24 protein-coding genes are annotated in these 19,749 nt (G+C 68.9%); 12 read left to right on the forward strand and 12 right to left on the reverse strand.

What is annotated here, in order from left to right; genetic code table 11:
- The first annotated feature begins 20 nt into the window (after positions 1 to 20).
- The 4 genes from AVR91_RS13635 to AVR91_RS13650 are packed head-to-tail and all read left to right on the forward strand — an operon-like array spanning position 21 to position 3,657.
- Entirely contained in the window at positions 21 to 1,139 is a 1,119-nt protein-coding gene (locus AVR91_RS13635; protein ID WP_063271383.1) for an acyl-CoA dehydrogenase family protein, read from the forward strand.
- Complete coding sequence (locus AVR91_RS13640) at positions 1,136 to 1,903, forward strand: SDR family oxidoreductase (RefSeq protein ID WP_063271382.1); 768 nt, start codon at positions 1,136 to 1,138, stop codon at positions 1,901 to 1,903. Before AVR91_RS13635 ends, AVR91_RS13640 begins: the two co-directional genes overlap by 4 nt.
- 7 nt (positions 1,904 to 1,910) lie before the next feature.
- Positions 1,911 to 2,513, forward strand: a complete 603-nt coding sequence (locus tag AVR91_RS13645) for a TetR/AcrR family transcriptional regulator (protein WP_034317213.1) — start codon at positions 1,911 to 1,913, stop codon at positions 2,511 to 2,513.
- Positions 2,506 to 3,657 carry an acetyl-CoA C-acetyltransferase gene (locus AVR91_RS13650; RefSeq protein ID WP_063271381.1) on the forward strand — a complete coding sequence of 384 codons (1,152 nt, stop codon included), beginning with the start codon at positions 2,506 to 2,508 and terminating at the stop codon, positions 3,655 to 3,657. The genes AVR91_RS13645 and AVR91_RS13650 overlap by 8 nt, the downstream gene beginning before the upstream one ends.
- Here AVR91_RS13650 and AVR91_RS13655 read toward each other — a convergent pair.
- On the reverse strand, positions 3,641 to 4,783 hold the full coding sequence (locus tag AVR91_RS13655) for an MFS transporter (protein ID WP_063271380.1): 1,143 nt from the start codon (positions 4,781 to 4,783) through the stop codon (positions 3,641 to 3,643). The genes AVR91_RS13650 and AVR91_RS13655 overlap by 17 nt on opposite strands.
- Positions 4,784 to 4,850: 67 nt before the next feature.
- Here AVR91_RS13655 and AVR91_RS13660 point away from each other — a divergent pair, with 67 nt between their 5' ends.
- The gene (locus AVR91_RS13660) at positions 4,851 to 5,303 is read left to right on the forward strand and encodes a winged helix-turn-helix transcriptional regulator (RefSeq protein WP_063271379.1); all 453 of its coding nucleotides are present in this window, start codon (positions 4,851 to 4,853) and stop codon (positions 5,301 to 5,303) included.
- Positions 5,304 to 5,636: 333 nt separating this feature from the next.
- Here the strand turns inward: AVR91_RS13660 and AVR91_RS13665 are convergent, their stop codons facing one another.
- The 5 genes from AVR91_RS13665 to AVR91_RS13685 are packed head-to-tail and all read right to left on the reverse strand — an operon-like array spanning position 5,637 to position 9,114.
- The gene (locus tag AVR91_RS13665) at positions 5,637 to 6,956 is read right to left on the reverse strand and encodes an NAD(P)/FAD-dependent oxidoreductase (protein ID WP_063271378.1); all 1,320 of its coding nucleotides are present in this window, start codon (positions 6,954 to 6,956) and stop codon (positions 5,637 to 5,639) included.
- Entirely contained in the window at positions 6,949 to 7,185 is a 237-nt protein-coding gene (locus tag AVR91_RS13670; RefSeq protein ID WP_007033644.1) for a ferredoxin, read from the reverse strand. Before AVR91_RS13670 ends, AVR91_RS13665 begins: the two co-directional genes overlap by 8 nt.
- 19 nt (positions 7,186 to 7,204) lie before the next feature.
- Complete coding sequence (locus tag AVR91_RS13675; RefSeq protein ID WP_063271377.1) at positions 7,205 to 7,810, reverse strand: ferric reductase-like transmembrane domain-containing protein; 606 nt, start codon at positions 7,808 to 7,810, stop codon at positions 7,205 to 7,207.
- Positions 7,803 to 8,570 carry a DUF4142 domain-containing protein gene (locus AVR91_RS13680; protein WP_063271376.1) on the reverse strand — a complete coding sequence of 256 codons (768 nt, stop codon included), beginning with the start codon at positions 8,568 to 8,570 and terminating at the stop codon, positions 7,803 to 7,805. Before AVR91_RS13680 ends, AVR91_RS13675 begins: the two co-directional genes overlap by 8 nt.
- A complete protein-coding gene (locus tag AVR91_RS13685; protein WP_063271375.1) occupies positions 8,554 to 9,114 on the reverse strand; it encodes a hypothetical protein in 561 nt (186 codons plus the stop codon). Before AVR91_RS13685 ends, AVR91_RS13680 begins: the two co-directional genes overlap by 17 nt.
- A gap of 224 nt (positions 9,115 to 9,338) precedes the next feature.
- Here AVR91_RS13685 and AVR91_RS13690 point away from each other — a divergent pair, with 224 nt between their 5' ends.
- The 4 genes from AVR91_RS13690 (at position 9,339) to AVR91_RS13705 (ending at position 12,682) form a co-directional block, all read left to right on the forward strand.
- Positions 9,339 to 9,890, forward strand: coding sequence for a sigma-70 family RNA polymerase sigma factor (locus tag AVR91_RS13690; protein WP_034317190.1), 552 nt, complete (start codon positions 9,339 to 9,341; stop codon positions 9,888 to 9,890).
- The gene (locus tag AVR91_RS44290) at positions 9,887 to 10,642 is read left to right on the forward strand and encodes an anti-sigma factor family protein (protein ID WP_063271374.1); all 756 of its coding nucleotides are present in this window, start codon (positions 9,887 to 9,889) and stop codon (positions 10,640 to 10,642) included. Before AVR91_RS13690 ends, AVR91_RS44290 begins: the two co-directional genes overlap by 4 nt.
- 205 nt (positions 10,643 to 10,847) lie before the next feature.
- Positions 10,848 to 11,915, forward strand: coding sequence for a DUF1996 domain-containing protein (locus tag AVR91_RS13700; RefSeq protein WP_063271373.1), 1,068 nt, complete (start codon positions 10,848 to 10,850; stop codon positions 11,913 to 11,915).
- A gap of 209 nt (positions 11,916 to 12,124) precedes the next feature.
- Entirely contained in the window at positions 12,125 to 12,682 is a 558-nt protein-coding gene (locus AVR91_RS13705) for a sugar O-acetyltransferase (RefSeq protein WP_063271372.1), read from the forward strand.
- On the opposite strand, the gene AVR91_RS13710 is transcribed toward AVR91_RS13705, so the two are convergent.
- The gene (locus AVR91_RS13710) at positions 12,679 to 13,146 is read right to left on the reverse strand and encodes an Lrp/AsnC family transcriptional regulator (RefSeq protein ID WP_063271371.1); all 468 of its coding nucleotides are present in this window, start codon (positions 13,144 to 13,146) and stop codon (positions 12,679 to 12,681) included. The two genes, AVR91_RS13705 and AVR91_RS13710, sit on opposite strands and share 4 nt — an antisense overlap.
- Before the next feature lie 103 nt (positions 13,147 to 13,249).
- Here AVR91_RS13710 and AVR91_RS13715 point away from each other — a divergent pair, with 103 nt between their 5' ends.
- Complete coding sequence (locus AVR91_RS13715; RefSeq protein ID WP_063271370.1) at positions 13,250 to 13,726, forward strand: DUF2000 domain-containing protein; 477 nt, start codon at positions 13,250 to 13,252, stop codon at positions 13,724 to 13,726.
- A gap of 1 nt (position 13,727) precedes the next feature.
- Here AVR91_RS13715 and AVR91_RS13720 read toward each other — a convergent pair whose 3' ends face one another.
- Genes AVR91_RS13720 through AVR91_RS13740 form a run of 5 tightly spaced genes read right to left on the reverse strand, consistent with a single transcriptional unit; the run spans position 13,728 to position 17,925 of the window.
- Positions 13,728 to 14,519 carry an alpha/beta fold hydrolase gene (locus AVR91_RS13720; RefSeq protein ID WP_016332887.1) on the reverse strand — a complete coding sequence of 264 codons (792 nt, stop codon included), beginning with the start codon at positions 14,517 to 14,519 and terminating at the stop codon, positions 13,728 to 13,730.
- 31 nt (positions 14,520 to 14,550) lie between these two features.
- Complete coding sequence (locus AVR91_RS13725) at positions 14,551 to 15,597, reverse strand: NAD(P)H-dependent flavin oxidoreductase (protein WP_063271369.1); 1,047 nt, start codon at positions 15,595 to 15,597, stop codon at positions 14,551 to 14,553.
- A complete protein-coding gene (locus AVR91_RS13730; RefSeq protein ID WP_063271368.1) occupies positions 15,594 to 16,319 on the reverse strand; it encodes a CoA-transferase subunit beta in 726 nt (241 codons plus the stop codon). Before AVR91_RS13730 ends, AVR91_RS13725 begins: the two co-directional genes overlap by 4 nt.
- Positions 16,316 to 17,176 (reverse strand): CoA transferase subunit A, encoded by an 861-nt coding sequence (locus AVR91_RS13735; protein WP_072027961.1) that lies wholly within the window; start codon positions 17,174 to 17,176, stop codon positions 16,316 to 16,318. The genes AVR91_RS13730 and AVR91_RS13735 overlap by 4 nt, the downstream gene beginning before the upstream one ends.
- On the reverse strand, positions 17,176 to 17,925 hold the full coding sequence (locus AVR91_RS13740) for an enoyl-CoA hydratase family protein (protein WP_063271367.1): 750 nt from the start codon (positions 17,923 to 17,925) through the stop codon (positions 17,176 to 17,178). Before AVR91_RS13740 ends, AVR91_RS13735 begins: the two co-directional genes overlap by 1 nt.
- 91 nt (positions 17,926 to 18,016) lie before the next feature.
- On the opposite strand from AVR91_RS13740, the gene AVR91_RS13745 reads away from it, so the two are divergent.
- A complete protein-coding gene (locus tag AVR91_RS13745) occupies positions 18,017 to 18,814 on the forward strand; it encodes an SDR family oxidoreductase (RefSeq protein ID WP_063271366.1) in 798 nt (265 codons plus the stop codon).
- A complete protein-coding gene (locus AVR91_RS13750; protein WP_063271365.1) occupies positions 18,811 to 19,716 on the forward strand; it encodes an SDR family oxidoreductase in 906 nt (301 codons plus the stop codon). The genes AVR91_RS13745 and AVR91_RS13750 overlap by 4 nt, the downstream gene beginning before the upstream one ends.
- The last annotated feature ends 33 nt before the right edge of the window (positions 19,717 to 19,749 follow it).

Here is a 19,749-nt window from a genome sequence, read left to right on the forward strand (position 1 = left end):
TTTGGCTAGAGGAGGCAGGCGTGGCTCAAGACGGTTTCCGTGACCGTGTGCGCACCTGGCTGGCGGAGAACCTGCCGCCGGAACTGCGCGGCTTGGGCGGTCCGGGACGGGAGCACGAGGCCTTCGACGAACGCGTGGCGTGGGAGCGGCGGCTCGCGGCGGCGGGCTGGACCTGCGTCGGCTGGCCGGTCGAGCACGGCGGACAGGGCGCGACGCTCGAACAGCAGGTCGTCTTCCACGAGGAGTACGCGCGAGCGAACGCCCCGGCGCGGGTCAGTCATCTGGCCCAAGAACTCCTCGGCCCCACTCTGATCGCATTCGGCACGCCCGAACAGCAGAAGCGATTCCTTCCGCCGATCGTGGCCGTCGAAGAGCTGTGGTGCCAAGGGTATTCCGAACCCGGCGCGGGTTCCGATCTCGCCGCCGTCGCGACCACGGCGACCCTCGAAGGCGACGAGTGGGTGCTGAACGGCCAGAAGGTGTGGACGTCGCTCGCCCACGTCGCCGACTGGTGTTTCGTGCTCGCCCGCACCGAGCCCGGCTCGAAACGCCACAGAGGGCTGTCCTATTTGCTCGTCCCGATGAACCAGCCCGGCGTCGAGGTCCGCCCGATCCAGCAGCTCACCGGGACTTCGGAATTCAACGAAGTCTTCTTCGACGGCGCACGCACGGCGAAAGACCTCGTGGTCGGCGAACCCGGCGACGGCTGGCGCGTGGCGATGGGCACCCTCGCCTTCGAGCGTGGTGTCGCGACGCTCGGGCAACAGGTCGGCTTCCGCCGGGAACTCGAAGAACTGACCAGGATCGCGCCGGACGACCCGGTGATCGCCGAACGGATCGACCGCGCCTGGGTGGGCCTGGAGGTCATGCGGGCGCAGGCGATCCGCACTCTGGGCGACTCGTCGCCGGGCGTGGCCGAGGTGTCCAAATTGGTCTGGGCGAACTGGCATCGTGACCTCGGGGAGCTCGCGATGCTCGTCCGCGGCGCGCGGGGAATGGTCGCGGAAGACGGGCTTGACGCCTGGCAACGGCTCTTCCTCTTCACGCGCGCGGACACGATCTACGGCGGCTCCAACGAGATCCAGCGCAACGTCATCGCCGAGCGGGTGCTCGGCCTGCCAAGGGAGGTACGTCCGTGATCCCGGTGCCGAAGTATCCCGAGGGGGCGAATCTCCTGCGGGACAAGGTGGTCGTGGTGACGGCGGCGGCCGGCACCGGGATCGGTTCCGCGGTGGCGAAACGCGCGCTGGAGGAAGGCGCCCGCGTCGTGATCAGCGACTGGCACGAGCGGCGGCTGGGCGAGAAGGCCGCCGAGCTCGGTGACGTCCACGCGATCCCTTGCGACGTCACGCGAGAAGAGCAGGTGCGGGCGCTCATCGACGGTGCCGCCGCGCATTACGGCCGCGTCGACGTGCTCATCAACAACGCTGGGCTCGGCGGCACGAAGTCCATTGTGGACATGACCGACGACGAATGGGCGCGGGTCATCGACGTGACCCTCAACGGCACGTTCCGCGCGACCAGGGCCGCGGTGAACCGGTTCATCGCCCAAGGCGACGGCGGGGTGATCGTCAACAACGCGTCGGTGATCGGCTGGCGCGCGCAGGCCGGGCAGGCCCACTACGCGGCCGCGAAGGCGGGCGTCATGGCGCTCACCCGGTGTTCGGCCGTCGACGTCGCCGAACACGGCATCCGGGTCAACGCGGTCGCGCCGAGCCTGGCGATGCATCCGTTCCTGGCCAAGGTGACCAGCGAGGAACTGCTCACCGAACTCACCGCGCGCGAGGTCTCGGGGAGGGCGGCGGAACCCTGGGAAGTGGCGAATGTGATGGTGTTCCTCGCCAGTGAGTACTCGTCGTACCTCACCGGCGAGGTCGTGTCCGTGAGTTCCCAGCATGCGTGAGGTAGTAATGAAAGCCAGCCCAGGGTCCCGCCGCGCCGAACTGCTCGCCCTGGCGGCGAAGCTGTTCGCCGAGCGCGGCTACGTCTCCACCACCGTGCGGGACATCGCGGACGCGGCGGGCATCCTTTCGGGCAGCCTCTACCACCATTTCGACTCGAAGGAGTCGATGGCCGACGAGATCCTCACCGGCTTCCTCGACGAACTCTTCGGCGCCTACGCCGAGATCGTCGCGGAAGGGAAAGGCCCGCGGGAAACCCTCGAAGCCGTCGTCGTGGCGTCGTTCGAATCCATTCACCGGCGGCCCGCCGAGGTGGCGATCTACCAATCCGAGGCGAAGCATCTGATGCAGTTGCCGCGGTTCGACTACCTCAACGACCGCAACACCGAATTCCGCAAACTGTGGAACGGGATCCTCACCGACGGCATCGCGGCAGGCGTGTTCCGCGAGGACCTCGACGTCGAACTCACCTACCGGTTCATCCGCGACACCGTCTGGGTGGCGGTGCGCTGGTACAACCCCGGCGGCACGCTGAGCGCGGACGACGTCGCGCAGCAGTACCTCGGGATCCTGCTGGACGGCATCGCGACCAAGAGGAGGCGACGTGGCTGAAGCGTATGTGCTGGACGCGGTCCGGACCCCGGTCGGCAAACGCGGGGGAGCGCTCAGTGGCATCCATTCCGCCGACCTCGGCGCCCACGTCATCCAGGCCGTCGTCGAGCGAACGGGCGTCGAGGCCGACCTGGTCGACGACGTCATCCTCGGCTGTTGCGACACGCTCGGACCGCAGTCCGGGAACATCGCGCGCACGGCGTGGCTCGCCGCGGGTTTCGGGCACCACGTGCCGGGTGTGACGATCGACCGGCAGTGCGGTTCGAGCCAGCAGGCCGTGCACTTCGCCGCGCAGGCGGTGCTGTCCGGGACGATGGACCTCGTCCTCGCCGGCGGCGTGCAGAACATGAGCGCCATCCCGATCAGCGCGGCGATGCTGGCCGGGCGCGAGTACGGCTTCGAAGACCCGTTCTCCGGCTCGAAGGGCTGGCAGGAGCGGTACGGCAGCGTCGAGGTCTCGCAGTTCCGCAGTGCCGACATGATCGCCGAACACTGGGATCTGACCCGCGAGGCGATGGAGGAGTTCGCGTTCCGCAGCCATCAGCGCGCGATCGCGGCCATCGACGAAGGCCGCTTCGCCGCCGAGATCACTCCGTTCGCCGGTGCCGCCCTGGACGAGGGGCCCAGGCGCGACACCAGCATGGAACGGATGGCCGGCCTGAAACCGCTGAGCGAGGGTTCGCGCATCACCGCGGCCGTGGCCAGCCAGATCTCGGACGGCGCCAGCGCGGCGCTCATCGCGTCGGAGAAGTTCGTCGAGGAGCACGGGCTCACCCCGCGCGCGAGGATCCATCACCTTTCCGTGCGGGCGGCCGATCCGGTGTGGATGCTGACCGGGCCCATCCCGGCGACCGCGCACGCGCTGCGGAAGACCGGGCTGAGCATCGACGACATCGACCTGTTCGAGGTCAACGAGGCGTTCGCGAGTGTCGTCCTGGCGTGGATCGAGGAGACGGGCGCCGATCCGGACCGCGTCAACGTCAACGGCGGCGGGATCGCGCTCGGCCATCCCATCGGGGCGACCGGCACGAAACTGTTCGCGACCCTGCTGCACGAACTCGAACGGCGCGGCGGCCGCTATGGGTTGCAGACGATGTGCGAGGGCGGCGGCACGGCGAACGTCACCATCATCGAGCGGCTTTGACACCCCATACGGTGAGTGCCAGGGCGCTGAACGCCGCGCCGAGCACGCAGACGCCCGTCCAGCCGGCGACGGCGTAGACGGCGGTCGAGCCGATGGCGCCCAGCCCGCTGCCGACCGAGTAGAAGATCATGTACCCGCCGATCAGCCTGCTCCCGGCGTCCGGCCGGAGCGGGTAGATCAGGGTCTGGCTCGTGACGTGCACGGCCTGGACGGCGAGGTCGAGCAGGATCGCGCCCACCACCAGCGCCCACAGTGACGAGCGGGTGAACCCCAGCGGCACCCAGGAAAGCAGGAGCAGGCCGAGCGCGAGCCCGGTCGTCCACCGCGCCCGGCCGCGATCGGCGAGCCGTCCTGCGGGGGCCGCCGCCAGCGCGCCCGCGGCCCCGGCCAGCCCGAACGCGCCGATGGCGGTATGCGACAGGCCGTCCTCACTGAGTGGCAAAGCGACCGAGCTCCACAACGTGCCGAACGCGGCGAAAATCAGCAACGCGAGGATGCCGCGTGTGCGGAAGACGGGCTCCTCGACGAAGAGGGAGAGCGTGGATCGCAGCAGCCGCCAGTAGTTCATGGTCTTGCTTCCGGCCGTGGCGGGCAGGATGCGGTACAACACGATCGCGATCACCACGGTCACCCCCGCGGACACGACGTACACCGCGCGCCAGCCGGCGAGGTCGGCCAGTGTGCCGGACACGGTGCGCGCGAGCAGGATCCCGAGGACGACTCCGGTCGTCACGAGACCGACCACGCGTCCGCGTTCGCCGGGTTTCGCGAGCGACGCGGCGAACGCGACCAGGAGCTGCGTGACCACCGCGAGCACGCCGATCGCCGCCATTCCGGCGAACAGCGTCAAGCCGTTCACGGCGGTCGCGGCCACGAGTTCGGCGATCGCCAGCAGCGTCAGCAGGCCGGTGACCAGCCGCCGCCGGTCGAGCAGGTCACCGAGCGGGACCAGGAGGAACAGGCCGAGGCCGTAGCCGAACTGCGTGAGCGTGACGATGCCGCCGACGGTCGAGGCGGCGATGCCGAGCTCGGCGCCCATGGTGACGAGCAACGGCTGGGCGAAGTAGATCGTGGCGACGGCCGTCCCGGCGGCCACGGCGAACAACAGGACGACACCGCGATGCACAGACCCTCCAGGTGGTTTCAACTTGCTACCACCTGACGGTAGGACACTTCGGTTGTAAGATGCAACCATGGTCAAGCGGACGACGTTCGACGACGCCTCCTGCCCGGTGGCGCGCTCGGTCGACACGATCGGCGACTGGTGGTCGCTCCTGATCGTGCGCGACGCCTTCGACGGCGTGCGCCGCTTCGGGGAGTTCCAGCGCAGCCTGGGTGTCGCGAAGAACATCCTGTCCGCGCGGCTACGGGCGCTCGTCGGGCACGGGGTGCTCGAGGTGGTCCCTGCTTCGGACGGGAGCACATACAGCGAGTACGTCCTCACGCCGAAGGGGCGAGACCTGTTCCCGGTGATCGTCGCGCTGCGGCAATGGGGCGAGGCGCACTTCTTCGCCGACGGCGAGCCGCGGTCGGAACTGGTGGACCGCGACGGCGGGCTTCCGTTGCGGGGCCTGGAGATTCACGCCTCAGACGGGCGTCTGGTCGGCCCGGACGACACTGTCGTCGTGAAGCCCCAGTCCTCGTGAGTCACGCGGGAAAGCGGTGTTGCGAAAGCCACTTTCGCAACCTTCAACGTTGCGAAAGTGGCTTTCGCAACACGTTCCGCGACCGGGCGGTCGAGCAGAAGGAGCCTTCGGTCGCCTTGGATCGGGGCCCTCCCAGGTGAGTCAGGCCTGGAAGGGCCCCGACCGGAGACGGGGAGCCTGGAGGCGGTACCCGACGGAGCCCGAATCACCGTCGGGCCGGATACCTCCCGGCGTCCCCAGGGGGTGGCGGTGGGTGCGGAGGCCCAGCAACCCACCGCCACCTGAGGGGACCGCGGCCGCCGCGCGCGGCCCCGGTCCGTTCGCGCTCCCGGGTCACCCGGCGGGAACGCGAGCCCAGGGCATCCTTTCCGGCGCCGGAACGGCCTCGGTCGGGGTCTCGGACAGGAAGTCCCGCTCGAACGGGGCCAGGATGTCCTCCCCGATCGGCGTGTCCGCCGGCGAAGGAGCGGGCGCGGGGAACACCGGCTCGGGCACCGGCAGCCGCCGGTCGAGTTCGGCGGTCCAGTGGATCATCGCCTTCGGCCGGTCCCAGCCCGCGGCACCGATCAGCCTGCCGTCGCGGACGAAACCGGTGACCCCGTCGGAAAGTTCGATCGTGTCCTTGCCCAGCGACGGCATCCCGACGGTCTGCAACCGCGCGTCGTAGAGGGACGACCAGGCGCGGGGGAGTGGCGTGTACGGCCGCGCGTTGCCCCGGCCCAGCATCAGGCTTTCCGCCGCCGCGCGCCCGGATTCGACGCCGTTCATCCAGTGCTCGACCCGCCGCGGGGTCTCGTCGATCCGCAGGTTCGGCCATTTCGCGACGTCACCGGCGACCACGACGTCCTCCGCCCCGGTGGCGAACAGGGTCGCTTCGCACAGGACGCCGTCGTCGATGGTCAGCTCCGATCCGCGCAGCCAGTCGACGGCCGGCACGCTGCCGATCGAAAGCACCACGCAACTGGCCACCAGGAACTGGTTGTTGGTCAGGTGCAGCCCGACCGTCTCCTTGGTGCTGATCCAGTTCCGTACCTCGGTGTTCATCGCCAGCTTGGCGCGATGGTGCTGATGCTCCTTGGTGAGCGCCGACGCGATCCGCTCCCCGAAGCGGTGCAAAGGCGCCTTCGCGTGACCGATGAGCGTGACGTCCCGGCCCATGTACCGCATCGACGCGGCGAACTCGTTCCCGATCAGGCCGCTGCCGATCACCACGACGGATTTGTTGCTGTTGCCCAAGGCCCGCCGGACGGCCAGTGAATCCTCCACGGTGCGCAGCACCCGGACCCGGGGGTCGTGGCGCGGCGAGCCGGGGAGATGCCGGGGATACACCCCGGTCGCGATGATCAACCCGTCGTACCACAGGGATTCCCCGCCCGGCAGGTGCACCGTGCGCTCCTTGCTGTCCAGCCAGGTCGCGCGGGTGCCGAGCCGCCAGTGGACGTCCAGGTCGACGTAGGGCTCCAGGCTCGCGGCCACCGGTTTCACCCCGCCGGTGATGAGCTCCTTCGACACCATCGGCCGGTGGTACGGCTTCCGCGGCTCGTCGCCGACCAGCACGATCTCGCCGTCGAAACCGAGCTCCCGCAACCGTTCCGCGGAGCGGAGCCCGGCGACGCCCGCGCCGACGATGACGATCCGGTCTCCGTCACTCATCGTCGTACGCTCCTTCTCCCTTGACTCTGATGGCTTGTTTCGGGCACAGCCGCGCGGCGGAGATGGCCTGGTCCAGCCCGTCCCGGTCGACCATCCGGCGGATGCGGAGCTTGCCGTCCGGCCCGATCTTGAACGTCGACGGCGCCTCCATCTCGCAGAAGCCGAAGATCTCGCACCGCTCGTTGTCGACGCTGACGCGGGTGCCACGCCGTATGCTTCCGAAGATCATCTTTCGTCTCTCCAAGTCTTCAGACCAGCTCTTCGACCAGGCCCAGCCGTTCCAGGTACCGGGTCGGCGTGAACCGCAGCGCGGTCAGCAGCACCACGGGGACCAGCAGCGTGATCCCGCCGAACCACAGCAGGCCGAGATGCCCGTTGGCCATGGCGCCGAAGAACGAGTGCAGCGCGGTGATCCCGACCGCCGGATAGGCGAGGCGGTGGATCCACAGAAAGCGGCGATAGGAACTGAACCGGCTGATCCCGCCGGTCAGTGCGACGGCGATCATGACCTCGAGCCCGACGACGCCGAGTTCGTGCCGCGCCAAGGTGCCGGGCAGGAGCGGGATGGTGATCTGCGCCAGGGTGAAACCGTCGGGCAGGAACAGGAACGACATCGCGTGCACGACGCCGAACGACAACGCCAGGATGCCGAGCACCATATGCGAGTTGCGCAGTGCCTTCCGCCCGGTCAGCGACTTGATCCAGCCGGTCGCGGTGAGTACGCCCCAGCAGAGGGTGAGGCACATGAAGCCGTAGGCGATCCGGGCCGAGGTCTGCGCCATGCCCTTGATGCCGGGGTCGGTGTCCGCCTTCTGGGTCAGCACGATCACCACCTCGGACCACTGGTCATACATTGATCTCTCCTGGGGCACTGGGAACCGGATCCGGTTCGAGGGCGGCCGCGCGGTTGCGGGTCCGGGTGTTCTTGCCGCGCAGGGTCCGGATGGCGAAGAACAGTCCGCCGCCGAGCACCACCGCGAGCAGCAGGCCGAGCGCGAAGTCGCCGAAACCGACGTCCATCGCGGCGTTGGCCGAATTCGACTGCGGCACCGGCGCTTCCGGCATCAGCGACTGGTCGACGACGCCGGTGCTCTCCAGCAGCGTCATATGCCGCAGCACCGCCTGGTTGGCCGTGGTGGCGTAGTCGCGGACGACGTCGTTGCGGGTGCCGGCCCTGACCTGCGCGATGACGGGGAACAGCACGCCGTGCGCGTACCGGAGCCGGTTGGCGAAGATCCGGTCGAACTCGGTGTCGTCGCGGGCGGCCTTCATCTCGCCGAGCCACGCGGACTGCTGATCCGACGGCTCGGCGGGCAGGGCGACGCCGAACCGGTCGGCGATGGCGTGCGTCGCGGTGTCGAGCCTGCCGTGGTCGATCATCAGCGTCCGGCCGACTTCCCGGGTCCGCTTGCTCTTCCCGCGTTCCTGCGCCCACATCCCGGCGGGCATTTCCCACAGCCCGGCCAGTTTGACGTTGACGATCAGGTTCTTGTCCGCGGCGGAGAGCTCTTGGGCGTGCGCTTCGCCGATAGGGCCGAAAAGGCTCACCACGGCCGCGATCAGCAGGACGATCAGCGGGCGGACGGGTCTGGGGAGGTCAGATGCCGAGGTCATCGGCCTGCCAGGTCTCGGCGGTGAGCAGCACCTTCGTCCCGTCCGGCTTGGCGGGGAACCACGCGCCGTCGGCACCCTGTCCGCTGGTGTTGCCGGGCATCGCGTCCTTGGCGTTGCGGTAGAGCGGCCAGCCCGCGAGCGTGAGCTGCTCGGTGCCGTCGTCCCTGGTGACGGTGCCGACCAGGGCGCGATCGATCCCGGTCACCACGAGGTCGGCGCCCGCCTTGGCGGGAATCCAGGTCCGCGCACAGGTTTCGGTGCAATTCGATTTGGGCGGATTCACCGTGTCCTTGTCGTAGCGGTAAAGCGTGAAGCCTCCGGTGTCGGTGACGATCGGCCCGAGGTCGAACAGGATCGCCGCCGTGACACCGGGGGCGGGTTCGGCCGCGGGGTCGGGCATTCCCGGGATCCGCGCCGCTCCGGCGGTGGAGCCCGCGCCGGGAGCGCCGTTCGGTCCCGCGGTACCGGTGGTGCAGGCGGCGGTCAGCGCGACCGCGGCCAGGATGAGGGGCAGAGGTATGACCGAGCGTGACACGGGGTTCACGGAAATCCTCCTGTCGGGGCAGAGGAGAACGCCATCACCGCGGGGAGATGGTGTACAGGCAGGTTCAATTCCACTGTGGACAGTCATGATCCACAGTGGATTCGGCGGTGCGGGGGACAGCGCCGGGTCGGGGTCTTCGGTAGGGGATACGGTCACAGGCGGGAAACGGTTCAAAAAACTTTCGCTCTGGACTTATCGCCCCTGATCCCACAAAGATGTGCCGCGTGGGACGCCACTCTCGGATACTGCAGCCAATTGTCGATCATGAACCCGCGTCGAACGGGCATGACGACCTCATCAGGGCGTTGTACCAGGAGTTCGGATCGAGCCTGATGGCGTTCGTGCTGAAGCTGACCGGCCACGATCGCCAGTGGGCCGAGGACGTGGTCCAGGAGACGCTCATCAAGGCGTGGCGCAACGCCGGCAAACTCGACCGGCAGCCGGAAATGCTGCGCGCCTGGCTGTTCACCGTGGCCAGGCGCATCGTCATCGACGGCTGGCGGAGCCGGAGTGCCCGCCCTCAAGAGGTGGAGGAACTGGAGTCGGATTCGATCGGAGTGCCGGACGAATCGGAGAAGACGCTCGCGGCCATGATCGTTTACGAGGCCCTGCGCAACCTTTCCCCGGAACAGCGTGAAGCCGTCCAGCAGACCTACCTGCGTGACCGCACCGTGAACGAGGTCGCGGCGACGCTCGGGGTTCCGCCGGGTACGGTGAAATCGCGGATCCACCACGCTGTGCGCGCGCTGCGCAGGGCGCTGCAGGAGCGGGGGTGAGCGAGGTGTCCGGAGCCGTCCACACGGACATCGCCGCCTACGTGCTGGGCGTCCTCGGCGAGGAGGATCACGCCAGGTTCGAGGCGCATCTGCTGGAGTGCCCCGAATGCCAGGTCGAGCTGGTGGAGATGTACCACCTGCCCGACATCCTGGACATGGTCAAGAAGAGCTGGCCGGATCCGCCCGTCAAGGGCCCGGGCCCCCGGGTGCTGCGGATGCTGCTCGCGGACGCCGCCAAGGCGGGCCGTCGGCGCAAGGTCGTCCGGCTGGCGACGGCGGCCGCCGTGCTCGTGCTCGTCGTCGGCGGACCGCTCACGGTGCTTTCGCTCACCGATCGTGAGCCGGTCATCACGCAGGCCGCGCCTACCGTCGTGACGTCGGTGGTGCCGTCCCCGTCGTCGTCGCGGGAGCGCGAGGCGGGCCCGGACGGCGGCGCCGCCCCGTTCGGCTGGTCCGAGGCGGGCAACGCCGTCGCGGCCGAGGTCACGGTGCAGGAGAAGGAATGGGGCAGTGCCGTCGAGCTCGAACTGCGCGGTCTCATCGGGCCGATGACCTGCCAGCTTTTCGCCTACTCCCACGGCGGAGAGGCCTACGTCGTCAACAACTGGAGTGTGCCGTCCAAGGGGTACGGCGTCCCCGGCTCGCCGGATCCTCTTGTCATCACCGGTTCGACGGCGTTGCAGAAGGCCGACATCGAACGGTTCGAGGTGCACAAGCGGGACGGCACCGTGCTGGCCGTCGTGCGCCGGTAAGTCATATAACGGAAAGATAACGGCCGGATCGCGTTTTGAACCGCGTCCGTACGGGAGCCGTATCTCCAGATAGCCGGATCTGAATCGGCGGGCGAACAGAAGGGTTCGCCGCGAATGCGGCTATTTCCCGTATTCGACGAATGCGTGGCTCATGGCCCGGGCGCGAGTGATCGGCGTGCCCGGAAACGAATGAGGTGAGCAGCCAATGGCACGAAATCAAGGGCGCCATCGTATCGCCCGCAGAACCAAGATCGCGACCGCGTTGCTGGGCCTGTCGATCGCGGTCGGCGGTTTGGTGGTGTCCACCACGACCGGCGAACCCGAGCGCGCCTCCGCGGACGAGGTGGACAGGTCGCAGTTCGTGGACATCACGAAGGTGCGGCCGAACGTCGACAAGCCGAGGCCGGGCCGGAACGCGTCCACGGGTTCGTTCACCGTCGACTGCGGCAGGAACGAGAACGGGCATTTCAATCCCGACAACTTCATCGCGCAGCCGGGTGTCCGCAACGGCGCCCAGCATCTGCACGACTACGTCGGAAACCTGTCCACGAACGCGGATTCGGACAACGACAGCCTGCTGGGTGCCGGCACCACGTGCCGCAACGGCGACGAGTCGGCGTACTTCTGGCCGGTGGTGCGGATCGACACCGGGGAAGAAGCCGGGCAGCAACGGAACCGGAACGGCGAGCGGGAACAGGCTCAGCTGGAAGAACCCAACGCGGACAACGAACTCGCCGGCAACGACGGTGAGATCCAGCGCCCCGCGGTCGTCGACATCACCTTCAAGGGCAACGCCCGCGAGAAGGTGCAGGAGATGCCGAAGTTCCTCCGGATCCTTTACGGTGACGCGAAAGTCACCACGAACGGCCCGGCCAACGCGCGGGAGAGCTGGACGTGCACCGGTTTCGAGAACCGGCTCATCAAGCAGTACCCGATCTGTCCCGAGGGCAGCGACGTCAAACGGGTGCACACGTTCCCGAGCTGTCTCGACGGGAACAACATCGACAGCGAGAATCACCGGGACCACATCAAATATCCCGACAAGAACGGCGAATGCGCGAACGGCCTGACCGCCGTCCCGGAGCTCACCATCTCGCTGACCTACGAGATCCCGCGGCAGATCCAGGTCAACGGACAGTACAAAGTGGACTCCTTCCCCGAGGAGGATCACAACCCGTTCTCCGACCACGACGATTTCGCGAACGTGATGCCGGGCCGGGTCATGGATCGCCTCGTCGACTGCGTCAACGAAGGCCGCGAGTGCCGCGAATGACGCCCTGAAGCGGAAGCAGGAACCTGCGAAGAGAAAGGAAGAAACTCCGGCCCGGCGGGTCCCCCCTACACCTCACCCATCCGCCGGGCCGGCCCTACCCGGAAACCGATCGACACAACTGAAGAACGCTCCGCAAGCATTCACCCCGCCCTGCCGTCGGCTTCCCGAGGGAAGCTCGCCGGCAGGGCTCTTTTCGGTAGGTTGGCCGCATGGGTGAACAGAAGGACCGCATGCTGCGCGGCGAGCTGTATCGGGACAACGACCCCGAACTGGTCGCGGATCGCAGGCGCGCGCAGGCACTCGTCGACCGGTTCAACGGCACGGGCGCCGAGGAGACCGGTGAGCGGGACACGATTCTGCGCGAGCTGCTGGGAAAGCTCGGTGAGGGTTCCTGGATCATGCCGCGGTTCCAGTGCGACTACGGCTATCTGATCGAGATCGGCGCCAACAGTTTCCTCAACTACGACGCCATCCTGCTCGACTGCGCGCCGATCAAGATCGGCTCGGACTGCTCGATCGGCCCGCGCTGCCAGCTGCTGACCGCGTTGCACCCCATGGAGGACCACGAACTGCGAAGGCAGCGCTGGGAGTCGGCCGCGCCGATCACCATCGGGAACAACGTCTGGTTCGGCGGCGGGGTCATCGTCTGCGCCGGGGTCACCATCGGGGACGACGTGGTGGTGGGCGCCGGCAGCGTCGTCACGCGCGACCTGCCGTCGAAGGTGTTCGCCGCGGGCAACCCGGCCCGCGTCAGCCGGGAGCTCTAACGGTCCACGGGGGTGATCTTGGTGCGCCTGCTGTGCTCGAACACCATCGAGGTACGCACGTCGGCCACCTCGGGGCGTTCGGTCAGCTTGTCGATCACGAACCCGTAGAGGGCGTCGTTGTCGGGGACCGCGACATGCAGGATGAAATCCTCGGTCCCGGTGGTCACGTAGAGCCCGACGAGGTCGGGCAGCGCGTTGACCCAGTTCCGGAAGCCCTCGATGTTCCGCCGCGAGGGCGGGCGCACGCGTACCGCGATGAGCGCCTGCACCCCGCGGCCGATCGAGGGCAGGTCCACGTCCAGCAGCGCGCCGCGGATCACGCCGCGTTCGCGCAGCGCCCGGGTGCGGTCCAGCGCGGTGGTCGGCGAAACGCCCACGGCGGCGGCCACTTCGCGGTTGGTCTTCCGTGCGTCCGACTGCAGTTGCGCCAGGATCGCCTTATCAAGTTCGTCCAATCGTGCCATCGTGGCCCTCTCGCCGTATTAAGTACGAACATGGTGGACTGTACTCGTACGTCTCTCTAGCTTGGCCTTGTTCATCCGTCGAAGTGAGCAGGAGACCAGCTGAATGTCCGAGCACGGTACGGCGATAGGATTCGCCCCGGAGGAGATCGACTTCACCGCGTCCACCCGATCGGCCCGCCTGAAGTGGGTGATCGTGGTCGACAGCGGGCTGCCGCCCGGCCGCGCGGTCAACGCGGCGGTCTGCACCGCCGTCGCCACCGCGCGGAGCGTCACCGGTCTCCTCGGCGACGAAGCGGTCGACGCCGGCGGAGCGCACTACACCGGCTTGCCCTGGGTCGGCTGCTCGATCCTGTCGGCCGACACCAGGAAGCTGCGCGCCATCCGCGCCAAGGCCGCCGCCTCGCCGGACTGTCACGTCGCCGACATGCCCGCCGTCGCCCAGCGGATCCGGGTCTACTCCGACTTCCTCGCGACGATGAAGGAGATCCCGACCGAAGAGATGGACTACTGCGCGATCGGCATCGTCGGCCCGCGCAACCGGATCGACAAACTGGTCGGGAAGCTGCCGCTGATGCCGTGACTCAGCCTTCGAGCAGATCCCGCAGCGCTTCGGTGAACTGGGCGGGGTTCCGCTGCGGCGCCAGATGCGCGCCGGGGACCTCCGTGAACGGCAAGCCCAGTTCCAACGCGAGGATCTTCGCGGGCTGGTAGTGATAGTGCCCGCGGCTGCCGACGCCCGCGACGGGGACGATCTCGGTCCTGCTCCGGCGCAGGGCCCGCAGATCGGGAAGGTAATCGAGGATCTCGGCCAGCTCGCGGCCGAACAGCCGCTTCCAGTCCTCCTCGTTCGGCAGCCGGATCGCGCGCAGTTCGGGCAGCGCGGCACCGGCGATCCCGTCGGTGAACCGCTTGAACGCCCCCATCAGGTCGCCCGCCTGGGCGAGCCGGACCTGCGCGTTGGCCTCGTCGAGCCAGCCGAGCGCGTCGGGCAGCAGCTGGATGGCGGGCGGTTCGTGCGCGATCAGCATTGTCGCGGCGTCCGGATAACGGGCGACGAGGTCGAGGCCGATCATGGCGCCCGCGCTGGTCCCGAACACGCTTGCGGGGCCGCCGCCGACGTGCTGGAGCACCGCGTGGGCGTCGTCGGCCTGCTTCGGCACGCTGACCGGGCCGGTGCTGGTGTCCGTGCTGCGGAAGTGCCCGCGCCGGTCGTAGGTCACGACGGTGTAGTCGTCCGCGAGCAGCTTCGTCATCGCCCGGAAGGTGTCCGCCGAGCCGAGCCCGCCCGCGATCAGGAGCAGAAGCGGCCCTTCGCCGGTACTGCGGACGTACAGCTCACCGTCCTCGACCGGACAACGACTCTCCGAGATCATGGCCGAAGTCAAGCACAGCGCGCCCGGCCGCTCACTCCGAGGCCAGCCGCCGCAGGATGCCGGTCGCGTCGGCGACGATCGTCTCGATCAGGTCGCCGACCGCGGGCAGGTCGTCGAGCAGGCCGACGACCTGCCCGGACGCCAGCACACCGGCGCTCCGGTCGCCCTCGACCAGGCCGGCGCGCAGCAACATCGGGGTGTTGGCGGCCATCAGGACCTGTGACCACGTCCGGTCGCCGCCGCGTTTCATCCGCAGCCCTTCGGTGGCCAGGGACCGCCACGACAGCCCGGTCAGCTTCCGGAACTTCGCGGCGTTGCGGGCGGCACGGGCGAGCCCGCTCACCGGACCGGCGGACTCGAGCGCGTCGACCAGCTCCGTCCGGAGCACGCGATGCGGCATGCCGTCCACCTTGCGGGTGACGACGGTGCCGTTGAGGTCACGAGCGAGGTACGCCTGCTTGATCTCGTCGGGGACGGTGCTTTCCCTCGTCAGGAGAAACCGGGTGCCCATGGCGACCCCGGCCGCCCCGTAGGCGAGCGCGGCGGCCAGCCCCCGGCCGTCGAAGAAGCCGCCTGCCGCGACCACCGGGATGTCGACCGCGTCCAGCACCGAGGGCAGCAGCAGCGTCGTCGCCACCCCGCCGGTGTGCCCGCCGCCCTCACCGCCCTGCACGATGACGGCGTCGGCACCCCAGCCCGCGACCTTCTCCGCGTGCCTGGCCGCGCCGACCGAGGGAACGACGAGGACGTTGTTGTCCTTGAGCCGCGCGATCATGTCTTTCTTCGGCGCGAGCGCGAAGGACGCGACGCGGACTTCCTCGGTGATGAGGAGTTCGACCCGGCGCGCGGCGTCTTCGGCGTCCGCGCGGAGGTTGACTCCGAACGGCTCCGACGTGCGGCTCTTGACCTCCTTGATCGCGGCCGCCAGCTCGTCGTAGGTCATCGTGGCGGACGCGAGGATGCCGAGGCCGCCCGCCTCCGCCGTCGCGGACACCAGCCGCGGCCCGGCGACCCAGCCCATCCCGGTCTGCACGACCGGGTGCCGGATGCCCACCAGCTCGGTCAGCGCCGTCTTCATGACGGAACTTCCTTGTCCCGCAAGGACTTCGGGTCCAGGCTGGTGCGGATCAGGAGCAGCTCGGACTCGGTCGGCAGCCGGGTCTCCGTGACGTCGTCGGTGTTCAGCGGGAACGACGTCGCCTCGACGACCTCGTCCACGGAAACCCCCGGATGCACGGAAAGCAGCCGCGGCGCGTGGTCTTCACCGCCGAAGTCCAGCACCCCGAGGTTCGTGACGACCCGATGGACGTCGTGATACCGCAAACCCGCCGCACGAGCCCGGGCGTAGCCGACGCCGGACACGACGTCGACCTGATCGACGAAAACCCGCTTGCCATGCCGGGGAACCCAGTAGCTCGTGCGGTGGTTGGCCGTGTTGCCCGGACCGCCGCGCACGCCGAGAAGTTGTTTCTTGGGCTGGGAATGGTCGCCGATCGCCGAGATGTTCTGGTTGCCCTCGCCGTCGATCTGGTTGGCGCCCATCACCACATGCCGCTTTCCGCGCGGCACCACGGTGTCGAGGACCTTGCGGAACGGCTGCCAGCCTTCGACGACGGCGTCCGGCGTCATCAGGTACGCCTCGCCGTCGGACAACAGGATGTCCGGCTCGAACGTCAGCCTGGCCAGCCGCGCGCCCAGCGAAGGGATGAAACCCATGGGGCTCACCACGATCTCGCCGTCTCCGCGGAACAATTCGGCACAGGCCACGACGGCCACTTCGGCACGGCTGATGTCACTCACGCGGACTCCCCGAACTCGGCGACGGCCTTCTGATAGTGCGTTTCGTCCCCGGACAGGAACCTGTCGACGAACTCCGGCCACGCGTCGAGGTCCTTGGCCGCTTCGGCGTAGTGGCGCTGGAAACGTTCGTCGCGGCCGTAGTCCGGGACGGCGGTGGTGAAATGCGCGCCGTTCGGCGTTTCGGCCACGCCGGTGACGAGCATCCGGCTCAGCAGCAGGCTCTGCACCGGGCCCGCTTCGGTGAGCTCGGCCGTCTCGACGATCTTTTCCGTTGATACGTAACACTTGTCGGCGGCGAGCGCGAACAGCTCGTCGAAGTACGGATCCGGTCCGAGGTACTGCGCGTTGCCCCGGGCGTCGGCGCGGTTGAGATGGACGAAGGCGGCGTCGAGCTTGAGCGCGGGCACGGCCAGTAGCTCTTCGGCGTCGTCGTACGGCGAGCGGACGGTGCGCAGCGACGGGTTCAGGTCCATCACGCCGGAGCCGAGGCCCGCCCGCGTCGGCAGGAACGGAAGTCGTTGCGCGGCAGCGGAAAGACCGGTGCCGAACACGCCTTCGTCGTATTCCGTGACGGTGATCGACCCGGATTCCCGCGCCCGGGAGAACCACGGGTCGTAGGGGATCGAATCGAGCGTGACGAAACCGAAGACCAGGTGCTTGATCTTGCCCGCCGACGCCAGCAGCCCGACGTCCGGACCGCCGTAGGAGACCACGGTGAGATCCTTGACCGGCGAGCGCAGGATCGCGCGCACCAGCGCCATCGGCTTGCGCCGCGAGCCCCAGCCGCCGATCCCGATCGTCATGCCGTCCTTCAGTTCGGCGACGATCTCGTCCGGCGTCATCCGCTTGTCGGCCATCACTTCCCCTTACCGTCCAGGAATTCCTGGCGCGCGCCGTCCGAGACGCCCGCCAGGTTGAGTTCGAAGGTGAATCCCTGCTCGAAGCGGTAGCTGCGGTGCACGGGCTGGACGTCGATGCCGTTGATGGCCTGTTTCGCGGCGCGGATCACGCGGGTGTCCTTCGCCGCGATCTGCCGCGCCACACCGAGCGCGGTCTCGTCGAGTTCCTCCCGCGGCACGACGGCGTAGACCGAACCGTGGTGGTGCAGCTGGGCCGCGGTGATCGTGGAAGCCGTGTAGTACAGGGCCCGCATCAGGTGCTGGGGGACCAGGCGCGCGAGATGGGTCGCCGCGCCCAGCGCGCCGCGATCGACCTCCGGCAGCCCGAAAGTGGCGTCCTCACTGGCGACCACGACGTCCGCGTTGCCGACCAGGCCGACCCCGCCGCCGAGGCAGAAACCCTGTACCGCGGCGATCACCGGGACCGCGCAGTCGTACACCGCGGAGAACGCCGCCGCGCAGCCCTCGTTCGCGCCGATCAGCGCGCCGTAGCCCGGATCGCGCTGGATCTCCTTGATGTCGACCCCCGCGTTGAACCCGCGGCCTTCCGCGCGCAGCACCACCACGTGGGTCGCGGGGTCGCGTCCGGCGTCGGTGAGGGCGGACGCGAGGGCGAACCAACCCTTCACGCTCAGCGCGTTCACCGGGGGCGCGTCGACCGTGACCACGGCGATGCCGGGCTCCGGTGAGTGGGTGGAAACGGTCATCGGGCACCCTTCTCCGCTACCAAACCTAGCACTTGCTTGGTACGTTAGCAGGACGTCCGGCCCGGGTACAGCGACGTGAAGGAGGCCCGGCATGGCACTCGAACTCCGGCTCGACGGCGCCGTGGTGCTGGTGACCGGTGGGGTCCGTGGCGTCGGCGCCGGGGTCACCAGGACTTTCCTGCGCGCCGGCGCCGAAGTCGTCACCTGCGCCCGCACCGAACCCGAGCGGCCGGTGTGCGCCGGGGACAAGGCGTCCACCTTCATTTCCTGCGACGTCCGCGACCCGAAGGAGGTCGACGCGCTCGTCGAGGAGGTCGTCCGGCGGCACGGCAGGCTCGACGTCGTGGTCAACAACGCGGGCGGCGCGCCGTACGCCGAGGCGGCGCATGCGTCGCCTCGGTTCCACGAGAAGATCGTCGCGCTGAACCTGCTGGCGCCGCTGAGCGTCGCGCGTGCGGCGAACGCCGTCATGCAGGAGCAGGAAAGCGGCGGCGTCATCGTGAACATCAGCAGCGTCAGCGCGACGAGACCGTCGCCGGGGACGGCCTCCTACGGCGCGGCGAAAGCGGGCCTGGACAACCTGACCGCGTCACTCGCCGTCGAATGGGCGCCGAAGGTGCGGGTCAACGGGCTCGACGTCGGCATGGTGCGGACGGAGCACTCGCATCTGCACTACGGCGACGAGGCGGGGATCGAGGCCGTGGGCGCGACCGTCCCGTTAGGACGGTTGGCGGATCCGGACGAGATCGGTTCCTGCGCGGTGTTCCTGGCTTCACCGCTGGCCTCCTATGTCAGCGGAGCCTGCCTGACCGTCCACGGCGGGGGAGAGGTGCCTGCCTTCCTCGCCGCTTCCAATTCCCTGGTGAAAGAACGAAAGGAGCCGGTGTGAACGGGATCGCCGACGGCCGGATCGTGGTGGTGACCGGAGCCGGTCGCGGCATCGGACGGGCGCACGCGCTCGCGTTCGCCGCGGAGGGCGCGCGGGTGGTGGTGAACGACCTCGGCGCCGGGATCGACGGAAGCGGCGGATCGGCCGGGCCCGCGCAGGACGTCGTCGACGAGATCGAGGCACTCGGCGGCAAAGCGGTGGCGAACACCGACGACATCGCCTCCTGGGACGGCGCCGCGGCGCTGGTGCGGACGGCCGTCGAGACCTTCGGCGGGCTGGACGTCCTGGTCAACAACGCGGGCTTCCTGCGCGACCGGATGCTGGTCAACCTCGGCGAGGACGAATGGGACGCCGTCATCCGCGTCCACCTGAAGGGGCATTTCGCGCCGACGCGGCACGCCGCCGAATATTGGCGAGCCGAGGCGAAAGCCGGCCGGACCCGCGTGGCGCGGGTGATCAACACCAGCTCCGGGGCCGGCCTGCTCGGCAGCGTCGGACAGGGGAACTACGCGGCCGCGAAGTCCGGCATCCTGGGCCTCACGCTGGTCGCCGCCACCGAATTCGCGCGCTACGGCGTCACCGTGAACGCGATCGCCCCGGCCGCCCGCACCCGGATGACCGAAGTCGCCTTCGCCGACGACATGGCCGCGCCGGAGGACGGTTTCGACGCCATGGCACCGGAAAACGTGTCGCCGCTGGTGGTGTGGCTCGGCAGCGAGGAGTCCTCCGGGGTCACCGGCCGGGTGTTCGAGGTCGACGGCGGACGCGTCTCGATCGCGCAGGGCTGGCGGCACGGACCGTTGCGGGACAAGGGTTCCCGGTGGTCGCCTGCCGAGCTCGGTCCGGTGGTGGCGGAACTGCTGGCGGAGGCTCCCGAGCCTGAACCCGTTTACGGCGCTTAGGCCTTCGGTGCTGCCTCGTGAGTGGCGTTTCGG

The organism is Amycolatopsis keratiniphila subsp. keratiniphila, from assembly GCF_001620365.2.
Lineage (GTDB): Bacteria > Actinomycetota > Actinomycetes > Mycobacteriales > Pseudonocardiaceae > Amycolatopsis > Amycolatopsis keratiniphila.

Bases quoted from the DNA above. Each gene is read 5' to 3' on its own strand.
- AVR91_RS13645 (WP_034317213.1), top strand. From the start codon at position 1,911: ATGAAAGCCAGCCCAGGGTCCCGCCGCGCCGAACTGCTCGCCCTGGCG.
- AVR91_RS13660 (WP_063271379.1), top strand. From the start codon at position 4,851: ATGGTCAAGCGGACGACGTTCGACGACGCCTCCTGCCCGGTGGCGCGC.
- AVR91_RS13665 (WP_063271378.1), bottom strand. From the start codon at position 6,956: ATGAGTGACGGAGACCGGATCGTCATCGTCGGCGCGGGCGTCGCCGGG.
- AVR91_RS13670 (WP_007033644.1), bottom strand. From the start codon at position 7,185: ATGATCTTCGGAAGCATACGGCGTGGCACCCGCGTCAGCGTCGACAAC.
- AVR91_RS13675 (WP_063271377.1), bottom strand. From the start codon at position 7,810: ATGTATGACCAGTGGTCCGAGGTGGTGATCGTGCTGACCCAGAAGGCG.
- AVR91_RS13680 (WP_063271376.1), bottom strand. From the start codon at position 8,570: ATGACCTCGGCATCTGACCTCCCCAGACCCGTCCGCCCGCTGATCGTC.
- AVR91_RS13700 (WP_063271373.1), top strand. From the start codon at position 10,848: ATGGCACGAAATCAAGGGCGCCATCGTATCGCCCGCAGAACCAAGATC.
- AVR91_RS13705 (WP_063271372.1), top strand. From the start codon at position 12,125: ATGGGTGAACAGAAGGACCGCATGCTGCGCGGCGAGCTGTATCGGGAC.
- AVR91_RS13710 (WP_063271371.1), bottom strand. From the start codon at position 13,146: ATGGCACGATTGGACGAACTTGATAAGGCGATCCTGGCGCAACTGCAG.
- AVR91_RS13715 (WP_063271370.1), top strand. From the start codon at position 13,250: ATGTCCGAGCACGGTACGGCGATAGGATTCGCCCCGGAGGAGATCGAC.
- AVR91_RS13720 (WP_016332887.1), bottom strand. From the start codon at position 14,519: ATGATCTCGGAGAGTCGTTGTCCGGTCGAGGACGGTGAGCTGTACGTC.
- AVR91_RS13725 (WP_063271369.1), bottom strand. From the start codon at position 15,597: ATGAAGACGGCGCTGACCGAGCTGGTGGGCATCCGGCACCCGGTCGTG.
- AVR91_RS13735 (WP_072027961.1), bottom strand. From the start codon at position 17,176: ATGGCCGACAAGCGGATGACGCCGGACGAGATCGTCGCCGAACTGAAG.
- AVR91_RS13740 (WP_063271367.1), bottom strand. From the start codon at position 17,925: ATGACCGTTTCCACCCACTCACCGGAGCCCGGCATCGCCGTGGTCACG.
- AVR91_RS13745 (WP_063271366.1), top strand. From the start codon at position 18,017: ATGGCACTCGAACTCCGGCTCGACGGCGCCGTGGTGCTGGTGACCGGT.